The 16717-nt window shown below is 71.1% G+C and carries 14 protein-coding genes; 8 read left to right on the plus strand and 6 right to left on the minus strand.

Annotation, left to right across the window (positions count from 1 at the left end; translation table 11 throughout):
• Positions 1-6 precede the first annotated feature (6 nt).
• Together AB0L91_RS02375 and AB0L91_RS02380 are read right to left on the minus strand one after the other, a co-directional pair.
• Positions 7-630: a metal-dependent phosphohydrolase gene (locus AB0L91_RS02375; protein ID WP_365006952.1), complete on the minus strand. Its 624-nt coding sequence runs from the start codon at positions 628-630 to the stop codon at positions 7-9.
• A 68-nt stretch (positions 631-698) separates the two neighbouring features.
• Positions 699-2342, minus strand: coding sequence for a PucR family transcriptional regulator (locus AB0L91_RS02380; RefSeq protein ID WP_365006953.1), 1644 nt, complete (start codon positions 2340-2342; stop codon positions 699-701).
• A 110-nt stretch (positions 2343-2452) separates the two neighbouring features.
• Between AB0L91_RS02380 and AB0L91_RS02385 the strand changes: the two genes are divergently transcribed.
• From AB0L91_RS02385 to AB0L91_RS02395, 3 genes are all read left to right on the plus strand, one after another.
• Complete coding sequence (locus tag AB0L91_RS02385) at positions 2453-3943, plus strand: CoA-acylating methylmalonate-semialdehyde dehydrogenase (protein WP_365006954.1); 1491 nt, start codon at positions 2453-2455, stop codon at positions 3941-3943.
• Positions 3944-3962: 19 nt separating this feature from the next.
• On the plus strand, positions 3963-5309 hold the full coding sequence (locus AB0L91_RS02390; protein ID WP_365006955.1) for an aspartate aminotransferase family protein: 1347 nt from the start codon (positions 3963-3965) through the stop codon (positions 5307-5309).
• Positions 5310-5382: 73 nt separating this feature from the next.
• Complete coding sequence (locus tag AB0L91_RS02395; protein ID WP_355280640.1) at positions 5383-5781, plus strand: PPOX class F420-dependent oxidoreductase; 399 nt, start codon at positions 5383-5385, stop codon at positions 5779-5781.
• 27 nt (positions 5782-5808) lie between these two features.
• On the opposite strand, the gene AB0L91_RS02400 is transcribed toward AB0L91_RS02395, so the two are convergent.
• Positions 5809-7272, minus strand: a complete 1464-nt coding sequence (locus AB0L91_RS02400; protein WP_357345690.1) for an MFS transporter — start codon at positions 7270-7272, stop codon at positions 5809-5811.
• 85 nt (positions 7273-7357) lie between these two features.
• Positions 7358-8614, minus strand: coding sequence for a uroporphyrinogen-III C-methyltransferase (gene cobA, locus AB0L91_RS02405; protein WP_355280638.1), 1257 nt, complete (start codon positions 8612-8614; stop codon positions 7358-7360).
• A 124-nt stretch (positions 8615-8738) separates the two neighbouring features.
• On the opposite strand from cobA, the gene AB0L91_RS02410 reads away from it, so the two are divergent.
• The 3 genes from AB0L91_RS02410 to AB0L91_RS02420 are packed head-to-tail and all read left to right on the plus strand — an operon-like array spanning position 8739 to position 11140.
• Positions 8739-9212 (plus strand): nucleoside deaminase, encoded by a 474-nt coding sequence (locus tag AB0L91_RS02410; protein WP_365006956.1) that lies wholly within the window; start codon positions 8739-8741, stop codon positions 9210-9212.
• Positions 9209-10171, plus strand: coding sequence for a 2-oxoglutarate and iron-dependent oxygenase domain-containing protein (locus AB0L91_RS02415; protein ID WP_365006957.1), 963 nt, complete (start codon positions 9209-9211; stop codon positions 10169-10171). Before AB0L91_RS02410 ends, AB0L91_RS02415 begins: the two co-directional genes overlap by 4 nt.
• A gap of 18 nt (positions 10172-10189) precedes the next feature.
• The gene (locus AB0L91_RS02420) at positions 10190-11140 is read left to right on the plus strand and encodes a hypothetical protein (RefSeq protein ID WP_365006958.1); all 951 of its coding nucleotides are present in this window, start codon (positions 10190-10192) and stop codon (positions 11138-11140) included.
• Between the two features lie 2 nt (positions 11141-11142).
• Here AB0L91_RS02420 and AB0L91_RS02425 read toward each other — a convergent pair whose 3' ends face one another.
• Positions 11143-12489 carry a DoxX family protein gene (locus AB0L91_RS02425; RefSeq protein WP_365006959.1) on the minus strand — a complete coding sequence of 449 codons (1347 nt, stop codon included), beginning with the start codon at positions 12487-12489 and terminating at the stop codon, positions 11143-11145.
• 200 nt (positions 12490-12689) lie between these two features.
• Between AB0L91_RS02425 and AB0L91_RS02430 the strand changes: the two genes are divergently transcribed.
• Together AB0L91_RS02430 and AB0L91_RS02435 are read left to right on the plus strand one after the other, a co-directional pair.
• The gene (locus AB0L91_RS02430) at positions 12690-13820 is read left to right on the plus strand and encodes a phosphotransferase family protein (protein ID WP_365006960.1); all 1131 of its coding nucleotides are present in this window, start codon (positions 12690-12692) and stop codon (positions 13818-13820) included.
• Positions 13821-13835: 15 nt separating this feature from the next.
• Positions 13836-14945 carry a hypothetical protein gene (locus AB0L91_RS02435; protein ID WP_365006961.1) on the plus strand — a complete coding sequence of 370 codons (1110 nt, stop codon included), beginning with the start codon at positions 13836-13838 and terminating at the stop codon, positions 14943-14945.
• Positions 14946-15015: 70 nt separating this feature from the next.
• On the opposite strand, the gene AB0L91_RS02440 is transcribed toward AB0L91_RS02435, so the two are convergent.
• Complete coding sequence (locus tag AB0L91_RS02440; RefSeq protein WP_365006962.1) at positions 15016-16614, minus strand: TROVE domain-containing protein; 1599 nt, start codon at positions 16612-16614, stop codon at positions 15016-15018.
• Between the last annotated feature and the right edge of the window lie 103 nt (positions 16615-16717).

Raw genomic sequence — 16717 nt, forward strand, 5'->3', positions numbered from 1 at the left:
GCGGCCTCAGTCGGTGAGCCGGTCCAGTTCCGCGGCCAGGTTCTCCCGCGCTCGCTCCTCGTAGCGGGCGCGGGCCGCCGGAGTCCGGTACAGCACAGGCTGATTCGCGATCGCGCGCAGCACCGCGGCGCGACCGGCCCGGAACAGGTCGTCGGGGACGTGCGCGTACTCGGTACGCACCGCGGTCGCGTAGGCGGCGTAGCTCACCGGATCGCCGCCGAGCACGACCAGGTCGGCGTCGCACAGCACGGCGCCGTTGGCGTCGCCCGCCTCGGAATCGTGACCACGGGTGAGCAGCACCAGTCGAGCCACCTCGTCCACCAAGGGTTTTCGGGCGCCCAGGGATTCGAGGACGTCGCGCGCCAGGTCGGCGCTGCGTTCCTCGTTGTCGGCGCGGTCGACCGCGTAGATCGCGTCGTGGAAGAAGGCGGCGTAGCGCACCGCGTCGATATCGGCTGCGCTGTCGGCCCATTCGTCGATCGCGCCGAGCATCGCGCGCAGGTGTTCGGCGGTGTGATAGTGGCGATGGGGTTCGCTGTAGCGGGCGATGATCCCGGCTCCGAGGGAAACGGAGTCCGGTCCGGCCAGGGCGGTCCAGCGGTCGAGAAGGTCCAGCGACGACAACGTCATGGGCTCCAGTGTCGGCGGACACCCGCTCGCCGACAACCCCGATTTCCGGTGGGATCACCACGATCGGCTTATCGCGGGTCGTCGCCACCGGTGAGTTCGCGCACCAGCAGCGCGGTGTGCAGCGAGGTGCGGGACTCGCCGTCGTCGAGGTCGACGTCGAGAATGCGCTCGATCCGGGCGAGGCGGTCGTAGAGCGTCGGCCTGCTGATGACCAGCGCCTTGGCGAGCTCGGTCTTGTTGCCCGCCAGGTCGAGGAAGCGGCGCAGGGTGGCGGTGAGATCGGTGCCGTGCCGGAGGTCGTGGCGCAGCAGGGCACTCAGTTCGGTCTCGGCGAAACCCTGTACCCGGGGATCGTCGCGGATCAGCGAGAGCAGCCCGCGCAGCCGGATATCGGCGCTGCGGAAGAAGATTCGGCGGGGCGCGGCGCGCATCGATGCCGCGACGGCCGCGACCTCCCTCGCGTCGGCGAGCCCGCTCGCCGTGTCGAGCAGGGAATCGGAGTCGGCGCCGACACCGATCACCGCGCGCCGCACCCCCTCGACCCGGCGCACTTCGGTGAGCACGGCCGCGCATACCGTCGCGAGCCGGTCCTCGACGACGGCACCCCGGGCGACCGCGAGAATCATCGCGACCCGTTCCCCGTCGACCCGCGCCGAATGTCCGCCCGTGCCACGCGGCGCAGGCCGGTGCTCGGCCGCGCTCAACGCCGAGGCGTCGGCGAGGCCGAGCCCGTGGGTCACCGCCTCGACCACCGCCGCGCTGCGCCGTTGCGCCGCCACCGGGTCCGGGTCGGCGACGGCGTCGACATCGATGGCCAGCGGAACGTAGCGGGCGTGCCGGTGCAGCCCGAGCGCTGCCGCCCGCGCCTGCGCGTCGCGTTCGTCGCCGATCCGGCCCTCGACGAGGTCGGCGATCAGGCCGGTCTGGGCCCGGCGGTGCAGCCCGAAGCGGTCCTTGTCGATCATCCGGTGCAGGGTCAGGGTCTGGGCCGCGCGTTCGAGCACCATGCGTGCGCGAGGTGTCGGGCCGTGGTCCGCACGCAGGATCAGCCTGCCCCAGCGCTGCATCTGCGGGCCGACGTCGACCACGCACGCGTCATCGGGCAGCAGGCGCGACGTTGCCTCCCAATTCTCCAGCAGCGCCGAGGACGTGGTGTGCCGAGCGGTCGCGGCCAGCACCCGGTGCGCCAGATCCTCCAGCACGACCGACGCGTCGAGCATGGTGGCCGCGGTGCGCACGATCTCGGCGAGCGCGGCCCGGCGCACACTGAGGTCGGTGAAGGTCTCGTGCACCGTCCTGGCGAACTCGAGCTCGGCGTACTGGTCGGCGACGATCGCGCGATGCACCGCCTCGGTGATCTCGACGAACCGCGTCACCCGGTGCAGCACGATGACAGGCAGCCCGAGTTCGGCGGCCGTGGCCGCGACGACCGGACCCAGTTCGCTCACGTAGCTGCCGAGCTCGACCACCAGACCCGCGACCCCGGCGGCGGCCAGCGAGCGCAGATAGGCGACCCGGTCCGGTTCCGGCGCGGCCAGCGCCTGCCCGGTGGTCAGGATGAGTTCCGCGCCGACCAGCACCCCGGCGACGTCGGCCAGATCGCTGACGTGCACCCAGCGCACCGGCCGGTCCAGGTTCGCCCCGCAGATCACCTCGGGTTGACCTGCTTGGACCACCGGCGTGGCGAGCACATCGGCCACCGTCAACAGCACCGACGAATCGTAATACGAAAGCCGTGACTCCGTACAGATCGTCGGCCGGTGCCGCGCTGATCGTGGACCAGGGTGGAAGCACCACCCTTCCCGGCGAAACGAGGTCTGGCATGCAGTCCATCGGCCACTGGATCGACGGCAAGTCCGTCTCCGGCACCAGCGAGGCGACGGCCCCGGTCACCAATCCCGCCACCGGCGCGGTCACCGGCGAACTGGCCCTGGCGAACGTGGCCGACACCCGCGCGGCGATCGACGCCGCGACGGTGGCGTTCGCGACCTGGCGCGACACCTCGCTGACCCGCCGCACCCAGGTGCTGTTCCGGTTCCGCGAGCTGCTGGCCGAGCGCAAGGAGGAGCTGGCGGCGATCATCACCGCCGAGCACGGCAAGGTGGCCGCCGACGCCCTCGGTGAGGTCACCCGCGGGCTGGAGGTCGTCGAATTCGCCTGCGGCATACCGCATCTGCTCAAGGGCTCGTTCACCGAGAACGCCTCGACCGAGGTCGACATCCACTCCGTGCGACAGCCGCTGGGCCCGGTCGCGATCATCTCGCCGTTCAACTTCCCGGCCATGGTGCCGATGTGGTTCTTCCCGCTGGCCATCGGCGCGGGCAACACCGTGGTGCTCAAGCCGAGCGAGAAGGACCCGTCGGCGGCGCTGTGGCTGGCGCGCCTGTGGCAGGAGGCGGGCCTGCCCGACGGCGTGTTCAACGTCGTGCAGGGCGACAAGGTGGCCGTCGACGAACTGCTGGACAATCCGGGCATCAAGGCGGTCTCGTTCGTCGGCTCCACCCCGATCGCCAAGTACGTCTTCCAGCGCGGCACCGCGGCGGGCAAGCGGGTGCAGGCGCTGGGCGGGGCGAAGAACCACATGGTGGTCCTGCCCGACGCCGATCTGGACCTGGCCGCCGACGCCGCCGTCAACGCCGGATTCGGGTCGGCGGGCGAGCGGTGCATGGCGATCAGCGTGGTCGTCGCGGTCGGCGGGGTCGCCGACGAGCTGGTCACCCGGATCGCCGAGCGCGCGGCGACCATCGTCACCGGGGACGGCACCTCCGGCGCCGACATGGGTCCGCTGATCACCCGGGCCCACCGCGATCGCGTGGCCGACTACATCGACGCGGGTGAGAGCGCGGGCGCCCGGGTGGTGCTCGACGGCCGTCCGCTGATCGTCGAGGGCGCGCCGGACGGATTCTGGCTCGGGCCGACGATTCTCGACGGGGTCACGCCGGCGATGAGCGTCTACACCGACGAGATCTTCGGGCCGGTGCTCTCGGTCGTGCGGGTCGGCACCTACGAGGAGGCGGTGGCGCTGATCAACGCCAACCGCTACGGCAACGGCACCGCCGTGTTCACCAACGACGGCGGCGCGGCCCGCCGGTTCCACCACGAGGTGGAGGTGGGCATGGTCGGCGTGAATGTGCCGATCCCGGTTCCCATGGCCTACTACAGTTTCGGTGGCTGGAAGAACTCGCTGTTCGGCGACTCCCACGCGCACGGCACCGACGGCGTGCACTTCTTCACCCGCACCAAGGCGATCACCACCCGCTGGCTCGATCCCAGCCACGCCGGGCTGGAACTCGGCTTCCCGCAGAACAAGTGACCGGACAGGAGCAGTGCCGATGACGCTTTCCGACGAGGCCGCCCGCGCCTACGAACTCGATCGCCGCCACGTCTTCCATTCCTGGTCGGCGCAGGCCCAGGTGTCCCCGATCGTGCTCACCGCGGCCGAGGGCTGCTACGTGTGGGACGGCGAGGGCAACCGGCTGCTGGACTTCTCCTCGATGATGGTGAACACCAATATCGGGCACCAGCATCCGAAGGTGGTCGCCGCGATCGCCGCGCAGGCGGCCGAATTGTGCACGGTCGGACCGGCGTTCGCCAATGCCGCCCGGTCCGAGGCGGCCCGGCTGATCAGCGAGCTCACCCCGGGCGACCTGGACAAGATCTTCTTCACCAACGGCGGCGCCGACGCCGTCGAACACGCGATCCGGATGGCGCGCCTGCACACCGGGCGGCCCAAGGTGCTCGCGCGGTACCGCTCCTATCACGGCGGCACGGAGACGGCGGTCAATGTCACCGGCGACCCGCGACGCTGGCCCAACGATCACGGCACCAGCGGGGTGGTGCACTTCTTCGGCCCGTTCCTCTATCGCTCGGAATTCCACGCGAGCGACGAAGCGCAGGAGACCCAGCGCGCCCTCGAGCACCTGGAACGCACCATCGCGATGGAGGGCCCGGCCACGATCGCGGCCATCGTGCTGGAATCGGTGCCGGGCACCGCGGGCATCATGGTGCCGAGCACCGAGTACATGCGCGGCGTCCGGGAACTGTGCGACCGGCACGGCATCGTCTTCATCGCCGACGAGGTGATGGCGGGTTTCGGCCGCACCGGAAAATGGTTCGCCATCGACAATTTCGGGGTCGTGCCGGATCTGATCACCTTCGCCAAGGGCGTGAACTCCGGCTATGTGCCGCTGGGCGGCGTGGCGATCAGCGAGGCCATCGCGGCCACGTTCGCGGACCGGCCGTATCCGGGCGGGCTCACCTATTCGGGTCATCCGCTGGCCACCGCGGCGGCGGTCGCCACGATCACCGCGATGCGCGAGGAGCGGATCGTGGAGAACGCGGCCGAGGTCGGTGCCCGGGTCATCGGGCCCGGGCTGCGCGAACTCGCGCAGCGGCATCCGAGCATCGGCGAAGTGCGCGGGCTCGGCGTGTTCTGGGCGCTCGAGCTGGTGCGCGACCGCGCGAGCCGGGAACCGCTGGCTCCGTACGGCGGCACCAGCCCCGCGATGACCGAGCTCGTCTCCGCCTGCCGGCGCGGCGGGCTGCTGACGTTCGTGAACTTCAACCGGCTGCACGTGGTGCCGCCGTGCGTGATCACCGAGGCCGAGGTCAAGGAGGGGCTGGCGATCCTCGATCAGGCGCTCACCGTCGCCGACGCGCACACCGTCGACGCGCCGTGACACCGGCGGTTTCGCCGCGGGCGGAATGCGCCCGCGGCGGCACGCGTTGTCCGCGAGTGTGACTGATACCGCAGTGCTTTCCGACGAACTGAAGTCGTATCTGGACGAGGAGAAGGTCTACGCGACCGTCGCCACGGTCGGTGCGAACGGGCATCCGCATCTGACCGTCGTCTGGATCAAACGCGAGGGCGACGACCTGCTGTTCTCCACCACCGTCGAGCGGCAGCAGGCCAAGAACCTGGCGCGCGACCCGCGGATCACGGTGATGGTGAACCCGCCGGAGCGGCCGTTCCTCTACGCCGAGATCCGGGGCACGGCCACCACCGTCCCCGATCCGGAGCGCGCGCTGCCCGAGGAGATGTCGCTCAAGTACACCGGCCTGCCCTACCGCGAGTTCAACCCCGCCTCGGTGCACGACGGCGAGCGGGTGATCGTGCGGATCACCCCGCGCCGGGTCGCCGGGCGGCTCTGAGTCGCCGATCGCGAGGCAGGGGCGGGCTCAGGCGTTCTGAGCCTCCTCCTGGGCGTGCTGCGCCTCGGCCAGCTGGCCGGGAGTGAACCGCAGCGTCACCGCGACGACGGCGGCCAGCACGGCCAGCCCGGAGCAGACCAGCAGGACCAGGGTGTAGCCGCTGGTGAGCGCGTCGAGCTGGGGTCCGTCGAGATCGGAGACCTTCTCGGTGGTGCTGCCGCCCAGCGACAGCGTGCGCGAGGCGGCGATCGGGCTGAGCAGCCCGATGGCGATCGGCGTCGCCAGGTTCATGAACATCTGCCCGACGGCCGACAGCGGTCCGATATCGGCGGGCGGCACCCCGACGAGCACACACAGCGGCGCCAGCACCATCGCGACGCCAACGCCGAAACCGATGACCACCAGCAGCGGAAGCAGCGTGGTGAGGTAGCTGATGTGGCGATCCAGGGTCGAGCCGAAGAGCAGGCCGGCCGCCAGCACCAGCGCGGCCGCGCTCAGCAACCAGCGGGGTGGCACGATCAGCGCCGCCTTGGACGCCAGCGCGCCACCGATCCCGATGCCGACGGTGAACGGGATACAGGCGATACCGGCCTTCAGCGGGCTGTAACCGAGCGAGTTCTGCAGCATCTGGGCGACGAAGAACGTCATGGCGCCGAGCACCGCGCCGGCCAGGAAGATGAGCAGGAAGGTGGAATTGCGGTCGCGGCTGTCGAACAGCGACCACGGCAGCAGCGGATCGGATTCGTTGCGTTCGACGACGACGAAGGTGATGAGCAGCGCGAAACCGATGATCAGCGCACCCAGGATGACCGGACTGTCCCAGCCCCACGCCGGTCCCTCGGTGGCACCGAAGACGATCAGCGCGCACGCGAGAGTCCCGAGCACCGCGCCCTTGACGTCCAGCGGCGCGCGATGGTGCACGGTATCGGCGAGGGCGTACACCGCCCCGGCGACGATGAGCGCGCCGATCGGCACGTTGATCAGGAAGATCCACCGCCAGGACAGCTCGGTGAGCAGACCACCGACGACCAGGCCGCTGACCGAGCCGATGCCGGCCATCGAGCCCACCACCGCCACGGCCTGATTGCGCGCCTTGCCCGGCGCGAACGTCGTGGCCACCAGTGCGAACGCGGTCGGCGCCGCGATCGCGGCGCCCGCGCCCTGGAACGCTCGCGCGACCAGCAGGGTCACCTCGCCCTGGGCCAGCCCGCACGCCAGCGACGCCACCGTGAACAGCCCGACACCGGTGATGAGCATGCGTTTGCGCCCGAACACGTCACCGAGGCGACCGCCGAGCAGCATGAGTCCGGCGAAGGTCAGACCGTAGGCGGTGACCGTCCACGCGCCACCGGAGCTGGACAGGCCCATCTCCTCCTGCAGCCGCGGCAGCGCGAAGATCACGACGGTCCCGTCGAGCACGACCATGAACTGCAGGCCACTGAGCACGAGGATGGCCAGCCCGAAGGCCGACTGTTTCACCGGGGGCTGCATCGTCGCAGGGGGTTTATCGAGCACAGTCGAACACTGTAAACGAGGCCGCTACCCGGCCCGGCGGGTTCGGTGCGCCGCCGGGCGCTCAGGCGCGCGCACCGGTGGCGGCGTCGAAGCCCGCGGTCGGGCCGATGACGATGATCGCCGGTGGCCGGATGCCCTCGGATTTGACCTTCTCCGCGACCGTGCCCAGATCGGCCCGGACCACCCGCTGGGTGCGCAGGGTGCCCTCCTGGATGACCGCGGCGGGCGTCTCGGCGGCACGGCCGCCGGCGAGCAGCGCGTCGGCGAACTTGTCGATCCGTTCCACCGCCATCATCAGCACCAGGGTGCCGCGCAGCTTGGCCAGCGCCGCCCAGTCGACCAGCGAATCGGGGTGATCGGGGGCGACGTGCCCGCTGACCACGACGAACTCGTGCGTCACGCCGCGGTGGGTCACCGGGATGCCCGCGGCGCCGGGCACCGAGATCGGGCTGGTGACGCCGGGCACCACCGTCACGGGAATGCCCGCCTCGGTGCACGCCTCGAGCTCCTCGTACCCGCGGCCGAACACGTACGGATCGCCGCCCTTGAGCCGGACCACGAACTTGCCCGCCTTGGCGCCCTCGACCAGCGCGAGGTTGATCGCCTCCTGCGCCATCGACCGGCCGTACGGGATCTTGGCCGCGTCGATCACCTCGACGTGCGGGCCCAGCTCGGCCAGTAGTTCCGGCGGCGCGAGCCGGTCGGCGACGACCAGGTCGGCGCGGGCCAGCAGCCTGCGGCCGCGCACGGTGATCAGGTCCGGGTCGCCCGGTCCGCCGCCGACCAGGGCGACGCCAGGGGTCACCGGCTCCGAATCATCGGTCACCACACCGGATTGCAGTGCCTCGAGCAGACCGTTGCGCACGGCGGCCGAGCGCCGATGCGCGCCCCCGGCCAGCACACCGAGGGTCAGTCCGTCGTAGCGGGCGGTGGCGGGGGTGACGGCGGTGCCGTCGCGGGCGATGTCGGCGCGCACGCAGAAGATCCGCTTCGCGGTCGCCTCGGCGACCACGGCGGCGTTGGTCTCGGGTTCGTCGGTGCAGGCCATCGCGTACCAGGCGTCGTCGAGATCGCCGTCGGCGTAGGCGCGCAGCTCGACGGTGAGCTGCCCCGCGGTCGCCATGCCCTCGACGGCCGGGGTGACCGCCTTGCTGACCACGTGGACGTCGGCACCGGCGGCCACCAGCAGGCCGAGCCTGCGCTGGGCGACGGTGCCGCCGCCGACCACGACTACTCTGCGTCCGCGCAGATCGAGCCCGACCAGGTAGTTCGGGTCGCCTGCGGGCGGGGTCGATGCGGTGTCAGACGTGTTCGGCACAGTGGCTCAGCCTAGTTCCTGGCTCGCCGCGCGCCGAACGGGCCCGCCGACACCGCCTTCGCCGTGCGCCGCGGTCGGCGCGCCCGCGTTGCCGTCCGGCCCTCCGCGCGCGACAGTGGAGTCCATGACCCAGCCGGACGCACTTCTCGACGTGGCCTACGACGAAGCCCTGCGCGGCCTGGCCGAGGGCGGTGTCCCGATCGGTGCCGCCCTGTTCGACGCCGACGGCACCCTGCTCGGGCGCGGCCACAATCGCCGCGTGCAGAACGACGACCCGAGCGTGCACGCCGAGACCGACGCCTTCCGCGCCGCGGGCCGCCGGCGTGACTACCGGTCCACGATCATGGTGACCACCCTGTCGCCGTGCTGGTACTGCAGCGGCCTGGTCCGCCAGTTCGGCATCGGCACCGTGATCATCGGCGAGGCGCGCACCTTCCACGGCGGCCACGACTGGCTCGCCGAGCACGGCGTGCGGGTGCTGGTCCTCGACGACCCGCGCTGCGTGTCCCTGATGACCGACTTCATCGCCGATCGCCCCGACCTGTGGTTCGAGGACATCGGCGTCACCGACGCGCCGGCGAAGGAGACCCCGGCATGAGCGACCGCATCGCCTCGGTCGACCTGGCCCGCTGGCGCTCCGGCGGTGCCGCGGCCGCCGCCGTGGCGCGCGAGGTCGACGCGGGCCTGCGCCGGGCCGGTTTCCTGCTGGTGCGCGGCCACGGCATCGACCCGGCGCTGCCCGCCGCGGTCCGCGCCGCCGCCCGCCGCTTCTTCGCACTGCCCGAGGAGGTCAAGAACCGGTACGCGGTGACCGTCGGCGGTCGCGGCTGGATCGGGCCCGGCCGCGAGGCCAACGGCTACGCCGAGGGCACCGAGACCCCGCCCGACCTCAAGGAGACCTTCGCGGTCGGTGCCGACACCGCCACCGGTGACCCGGCGGTGGACCGGGTGTGGTTCCTGCCCAATGTCTGGCCCGCCGAGGTCACGGAGCTGCGCGCCCTGCTGACCGAGTACACCGCCGCCGTGCACGCGCTCTCCGACGAGCTGCTCGCCCTGTTCGCCGCCGCGCTCGACCTCCCGGACAACCCGTTCGCCACACTGGCCACCCGCCCCACCTGGACCTGCAATATCAACCACTATCCCCCGCTGACCAGCGTCGGCACCCCGCAAGCCGGCCAGTTCCGGATCGGCCCGCACACCGATTTCGGCACCGTCACCGTGCTCGACCGCGAGCCGGGCGCCGGCGGCTTGCAGATCTACACCGAGGCCGACGGCTGGGCCGACGCCCCCTTCGATCCGGCCGCGCTGACCGTGAACATCGGTGACCTGCTGGCCTATTGGAGCGGCGAGCGCTGGCCCTCGGGCAGGCACCGGGTGCTCCCCCCGCAGGCCGCCGCGCCGGAGGAAGACCTGGTCTCGCTCATCTTCTTCTACGAACTCGACCACGATGCCGTGGTGACCCCGCTCGCGCCGCCGATCGGCCGGGTGCGGCCGGGACCGCCGGTGGTCTCGGCCGACTTCCTGCGCGTGCGCCTGGACGCCATCACACTCGGCTGACCCGTACACTCGCGAGCCATGCCCGCCTGGTCTCGCATCGTCCTGGTCGTCGCCGCCCTGCTGCTGGCCGGACCCGGCCCCGCCGTCGCCGCGCCGCCCTACGAGGCGGCGGCCGGTGTCGAAGCGCACTACGCCGCGCCGGGCCCGTTCGCCGTGACCGAGCGGATCGGCGAACTGTGTTGCGACACCACCGGTGCCGCCTTCGACCTGTGGTACCCGAGCGAGCTCGGCACCGGCCATCCGATCGTGCTGTTCGGTGACGGCACCCAGGCGGTGCCCACCCAGTACCGCCACCTGCTGCGGCACTTCGCGTCGTGGGGCTTCGTGGTGATCGCGACGCAGAACCAGTACACAGGTTCCGGCATCGACATCCTCACCTCGCTCGACCGCCTGATCGCCGAATCCGCCGATCCCGCGAGCGTTTTCGCCGGGCGGCTGGACACCACGGCGGTGGGCGTGGTCGGTCATTCGCAGGGCGCTTCCGGCGCGCTGAACGCGATGCGGCGCTCCGGCGGGGCGATCCGCACCGCGATCACCGTCGAACTGCCGCGCACCGGCCTGTGCTCGGATGCCCTCAGCTGCACCGATCCCGCCGCGATCGAGACCGGCTCGGTGTTCCTGATCAACGGCTCGGCCGACACCCTGATCTCGCCGTCGGAGCAGCCGCTCCCGGTCGAGGTCGTCGGCGTCCAGTCCCATCGCGCCTATTACGACGCGCTCACCGTGCCGAAGGTGTGGGCGACGCTCGAGGGCGCCGACCACAACGACGTCCAGGGCACTCCGGCCTGCGCGGACGGCCAGCTCGCCTGTGGCACCGGCGTGTACGGCTTCCTCGGCTACCCGACGGCCTGGCTGGCCGCCCGATTGCGCGGTGATGCCAGGGCCGCGGCGGCCTTCGTCACCGGTTCCGGCGCGTTGTTCGCCCCGTCACCGCATTGGCGCAATCAGAGCGGCACGATCACCGGCTGAGTTCAGCCGGTGTACGGATTGTTCTGCACCCAGCGGAAGTCCGTGCCGCGCAACGGGAAGCTGTCGAGATCCAGGCGGGTGAGGGTGACCGTCACCGGCTTGCCGTCGAGCTCGCCGCGCAGCGTCAGCCGGTCGTCGGCGGGCCGGTCGACCGCGAAGGTCGTGACGGCCGCCGGGGCCTCGCCCGGCGCCGACGGCGCGGCGGTGAGGGTCATCGTGTGCGCTTCGGTGTCGAAAGCGGCGGCCACCGGCACGATCGAGTCGTCCATCCGCTGGTAGCCCGCCGAACCGGCATCGATGATCATGCGCTGCCAGCGCACCGGGTCGGTGGTCAGCGGCGGCACCGGGGTCGCCTCGGCGGTGAACTCGGTGACGTCCCAGATGCCGTACAGCTCGGGTTTCGGTGCGCCGCCGCCGTATTCGTCCCAGGATCGCGCGCCGAGGTACACACAGCCGAGCACCACCCACAGCCCCGCCACGACCTGCACGACCGTGGCCCACCGGTTCGCCCGCGCCGACCCGAACAGCGGCGGCTGCCCGAGCGGACCCGAATCCCGTTCCAGCACCAGCACATTCGCCAGGCGCCGGGCCTGGGGCGCGAGCAGCACCAGGCTCATCAGCAACAGATGCCCGGACAGCATCTTCACCGGCACGTCGAAGGTCAGGTTCAGCAGGAACACCTGCGCCATGCTGATCACGCCGAGCATCGCGCCCAGGGTGGCGGTGCGCGGCCAGAACAGCAGCAGCCCGGCGAGCACCTCGGCCGCGCCCAGCGACATCTCGTAGACCGGGGACGACCCCACCTGGGTCCACAGCATCGACATCGGGCTCAGGTCACCGACCCGGGTGAGCAGGGTGGTGAGCGCGGGCTCGGGCATCTGGGTCGGGATGAGCTTGGCGAACCCGTAGAACAGCAGCTGCCCGCCGACACACAGCCGCAGCAGCGTGAGGAACCAGCTCGCCGCCCGCGGGTAGGCGCGCCTGCGCCGGTCGAGCACCGACCAGACCACGGTGATCAACAGCGCGGCCACCAGGACCAGCCCGCACTGGATCCAGATCGCGGCCTGGTCACCGCTGCCGTTCATGACCAGCTCCGCCTGCACCCCGAACACGTGCTCACCGATCCAGCGGCTCACCGGGGCCAGCGAGAGCATCTGCCAGGCGATGGCATCCTCGGGCAGATGCAGCGCGAACACCCCGAGGAAGACGAAACTGATCTGCGCCATCCACAGACAGAACAGCCCGAGGTAGGCGACCGTGAACCGGAAGGCGAGCCGCGTCACCGGATGCCAGGTCGGCGCCGGCGGCGGCGGGCTCGCGATCTCTGCGGGTGCGAGCTCCGTGGTCACGGCGGTCACCTTGGCCTCCTCGTCGAGTTCGATTGCTACCGAAGCTAATCGGTTCCGCGAGCGGACGCGTCCGGGAAAACCCCCATCTTTGCCGTGTCAACCCTGAATCTCACTGACCGACTGACGGCTTACATTCCCGTCGGCCGTCCGGTACGCCGGTATCGAAACGTGTTCCATCTCGCCGACAGGGGTACTCACATATGTCCGACGATCCGGACCTCACCGCGCAACAGTCGCTCACGGTCAGCGAGCGCGATCTCGACGAACTCGCCGAGCAGTTGTCGCAGTGGCTGGCCGGCAAGGTCGGCGCCGACGCACCGCCGAAGGTCGGCAACCTGAGCAAGCCGTCGACCGGTGGCATGTCGAGCACCACCATCCTGTTCGACGCCGAGTGGACCGTCGACGGCGAGACCGACGGCGGGGCCTTCGTGCTCCGGATGGCACCCGAGGACGGCTCGTTCCCGGTCTTCGAGTCCTACGACCTGCCGCTGCAGTACCAGGTGATGGCCGGGGTGGCCGACGGCTCCGATGTCGCGGTGCCGACGCTGCGCTGGCTCGAACGCGACGAATCGGTCTTCGGCTCGCCGTTCCTGGTGATGGAGAAGGTCGACGGCCGCGCGCCCTCGGACAATCCGCCGTACGTCTTCTTCGGCTGGCTCTTCGACGCGACCGTGGCCGAACGCGAGCGGATCGCCGACGCGACCGTCGACGTGATCGCCCGCGTCCACGCCATCGACGACATCACCCGGCGCTTCCCGCTGCTCGACGGCGAGGGGTCCGGGCTGCGCAGGCACTTCGAGGCCCAGCGCGCCTGGTACCGGTGGGCGCTGACCGACGACGGCGTGGAGATCCCGCTGATCGAGCGGACCTTCGACTGGCTCGAGGCCCACTGGCCCGCCGAGACCGGTCCCGAGGTGCTGAACTGGGGCGATGCCCGGCCCGGCAACATCCTCTTCGACGGGTTCGCCCCGGCCGCGGTGCTGGACTGGGAGATGGCCACCTTCGGCCCGCGCGAGCTCGACCTGGGCTGGGTGATCTTCATCCACCGGTTCTTCCAGGACATCGCCACCCGCTTCGATCAGCCCGGCCTGCCCGATTTCCTGCGCAAGGACGCGGTGGTCGCGAAATACGAAGAGCTGACCGGACATACGGTCCAGGACCTCGACTTCTACATCGTCTACGCGGCGCTGCGGCACGCGATCGTGATGGCCAGGATCAAGCGGCGGATGATCCACTTCGGTGAGGACACCGTGCCCGCCGAACTCGACGACTACGTGATGCACCGGCTCAGCCTCGAAGCGCTGCTCGACGGCACCTATGAGTGGGACTGACAGGAGACAACGACGATGAACGCGATCATGCCCGTCCCCCTGGACGAATACCCGGTCCACCAGACCCCGCTGTCGCTGGCCAGGGTGGCCACCAGCGACCGCAACTTCTACGACCGCTACTACTTCAACGCCTTCGACCCCGCCGGCGACGCCATGCTGATCACCGGGTTCGGCGTCTACCCGAACCTGGGCGTGGTGGACGCGTTCGCGACGGTGCGCCACGGCGACACCCAGCGCAGCGTGCGGTTCTCCGACGCGCTGACCTCGCGTGATCTCACCACGGCGGTGGGCGGCTACCGGATCGAGGTGCTCGAGCCGCTGCAGAAGCTGCGGGTGGTGTGCGAGCACGAGGACCTCGGCTTCGACCTCACCTGGACCGGCGCGCATCCGGCGGTGCAGGAGCAGCCGCACCTGATCCTGTCCGGCACCCGGCCGATCATCGAGGCGTCCCGGTTCGCCCAGCTGGGTTCGTGGGAGGGCACGCTCGCCGTCGACGGGCGCGACATCACCGTCGACCCGGCGGCGTGGACCGGCAGCCGCGACCGCTCCTGGGGCATCCGCCCCTCGGGTGAGCCGGAGCCGCCCGGGCGCGCCGCGTCCGAGGGCGCCGGTGGTTTCTGGTGGCTGTACGCGCCGCTGCGTTTCGACGACTTCGCCATCGTGGTGATCGTGCAGGAAGACCCCGACGGCACCCGCACCCTCAACAACGCGGTCCGGATCTGGCACGACGGCCGCAAGGAACAGCTGGGCTGGCCGCGGATGACCTGGACCTACGAGTCCGGCACCCGGCATCCGAAGTCGGTGCGCCTGGACATGACCACCCCCGACGGCAAGCCGCTCGAGGTCGAGATCGAGTCGCGTCCCGGTATCGCCCTGCACGTCGGCTGCGGCTACGGACCCGACCCCGACTGGACCCACGGCCGCTGGATGGGCCGGGACTGGTCGCTGTCGAGTTCCTACGACCTCACCGACCCCGCGATCATCGCCCGCACCCCCTACGGCGTGATCGACCACATCGGCTACGCCCGCTGCGGCGACGCCGAGGGCTGGGGCCTGTTCGAGCACGCCTCGATGGGCCGCCACGACCCCACCGGTTTCGCGGATTGGTCGTCCGTCGCGCCCTGACGCGGCGGAGGCGGTCCTGCGAGAGAAAAGGCGCCGCCGCGACAACGAGGTCGCGGCGGCTCCGATTTTCCTAGGCGGCCGTGGCGAAGTCGGCCAGCAGCGACGGAACGGCGGCGTCGAATCCGGCGACGTCGAGCATGCCCGCGTCGTCGGGATCGGCGATGCTGAACTTCGTCGCGGTCATGCCGACCACCACCAGCTTGGCCCGCGGGTTCACCTCGCGGCGGTAGCGAGCCAGCGCCTGGTGCGGGTGCACCGACCCCGCCCAGGTCTCATTGTCGGTGTACACCGAGAACACATCCACCTCGATGCCCTGATCCAGCGCGTGCAGGATCGGCAGCGAGCAGTCGGTCCCGCCGAACGGCAGGCCGGACACGGCGCGCACGGCGTCGTCGAGGCGCTGCCGCGGCGAGATCGCCAGCGGGGACAGATCGCGCGCCCCCTGCCAGCGGGTGCCCGACGCGGTGAACCCGACGATCTGGTGCCGCTCCTCGGTGCGGGCCGTGACCAGGGCGAGCGCAGCCGAGGCCTCGCGCGCCGAGAGCGGCAGCCCGGCGATCGGCGACATCATCGACCCCGACACGTCCAGTGCCAGCAGGTGCCGCAGGCCGGTCGGGCGGACGGTCTCGAACGCCGCGTAGAACGCCGCGTCGAGTGCGTCCACCACCGGCGCCGACGGCGTCCAGGTGCCGCCGCCACGCGCCGAGGCGCCGGACGCGTAGGTGCGCAGCGCGATCAGCACCGACACCGGGTGCACACGAGCCCTGCGCAGCCGTTCGGGGTCGCTCAGCCGCGCGCAGATCGCCGCGGTGCGCGGACCGAGCGGATCCAGCAGGCCGAGCCGGGTCAGGCGCGGCAGCTGCCGCAGCAGCGCCGTCTGCGGGATGCCGTTGTCCAGCAACGCCTCCCACACCTCGGGCGTGTTCAGCGCGGCGTCGGGCAGCATCTCCCAGCTCAGCCGGTACTCGCGAACCAGCTCGGGCACTCGCTCGACCGGCGCGGACCTGGCCCGCTCGAAGCCGTCGACCAGGGCGAGGCCGTCGAGTTCCGGTGTGCGGCCGCAGATCCAGTCGAAGAGCCTGCGCCGCTCGTCCTCGGTGGTCGCCGGGTGCGACAGGCGCAGCAGATCGCGGTGCGACCAGCCTTCCCGCTGCCGGTACTTGACGACCTGGTACGCCAGGTCACCGACCGGCTTGTCCAGGTACCAGTTGGCGACCGCGCGGGACAGGCCGCGACCCCAGCCGCGGAACTGCTCGGCGTAGCCGGCGAACAGGAACAGGTGGGTGCCGGTGCGCGCGACCATCGGCAGCGCGGCGAGCGCGGCCCGACGGCCGTCGACGTCACCGAGCGCGGCGGCGGCCGCCAGCGCGAACAGCGCCGGGTTCGGCCGCGGCGCGCGCCCTGCGGTGGAGATCTCGACGATCTCGCGCACCAGCTCGGCGGTGTGCTCCGCGGCGTACTCGGCGATGAACTCGGCGTTGTCGGCGGTCAGCGCGGCGGCGCTGACGTAGTACGTGCCGGATTCCGTGCCGAGAGTGAGGAATCGGCGCACGCGGGCCTGCGGCGTGATCTCGAAGACGTACCCGCCCGCGGCATCGACGACCTGCCGGGCATCGGCAGGGCTGGTCTGCGGTGTGGCGCGACGCGAAAAGCGCGACAGAATATTCATGGTTCCCCCTCCGATACGAGTACCGGCGTTGCGGTTTCGGCCCCGGGACCCACCGGGACGTGTGACGGCGCGTGGAGCGGACGGACATGTGTGTCTCGGCCGG

It is taken from the genome of Nocardia sp. NPDC051833 (assembly GCF_040681225.1).
GTDB lineage: Bacteria > Actinomycetota > Actinomycetes > Mycobacteriales > Mycobacteriaceae > Nocardia.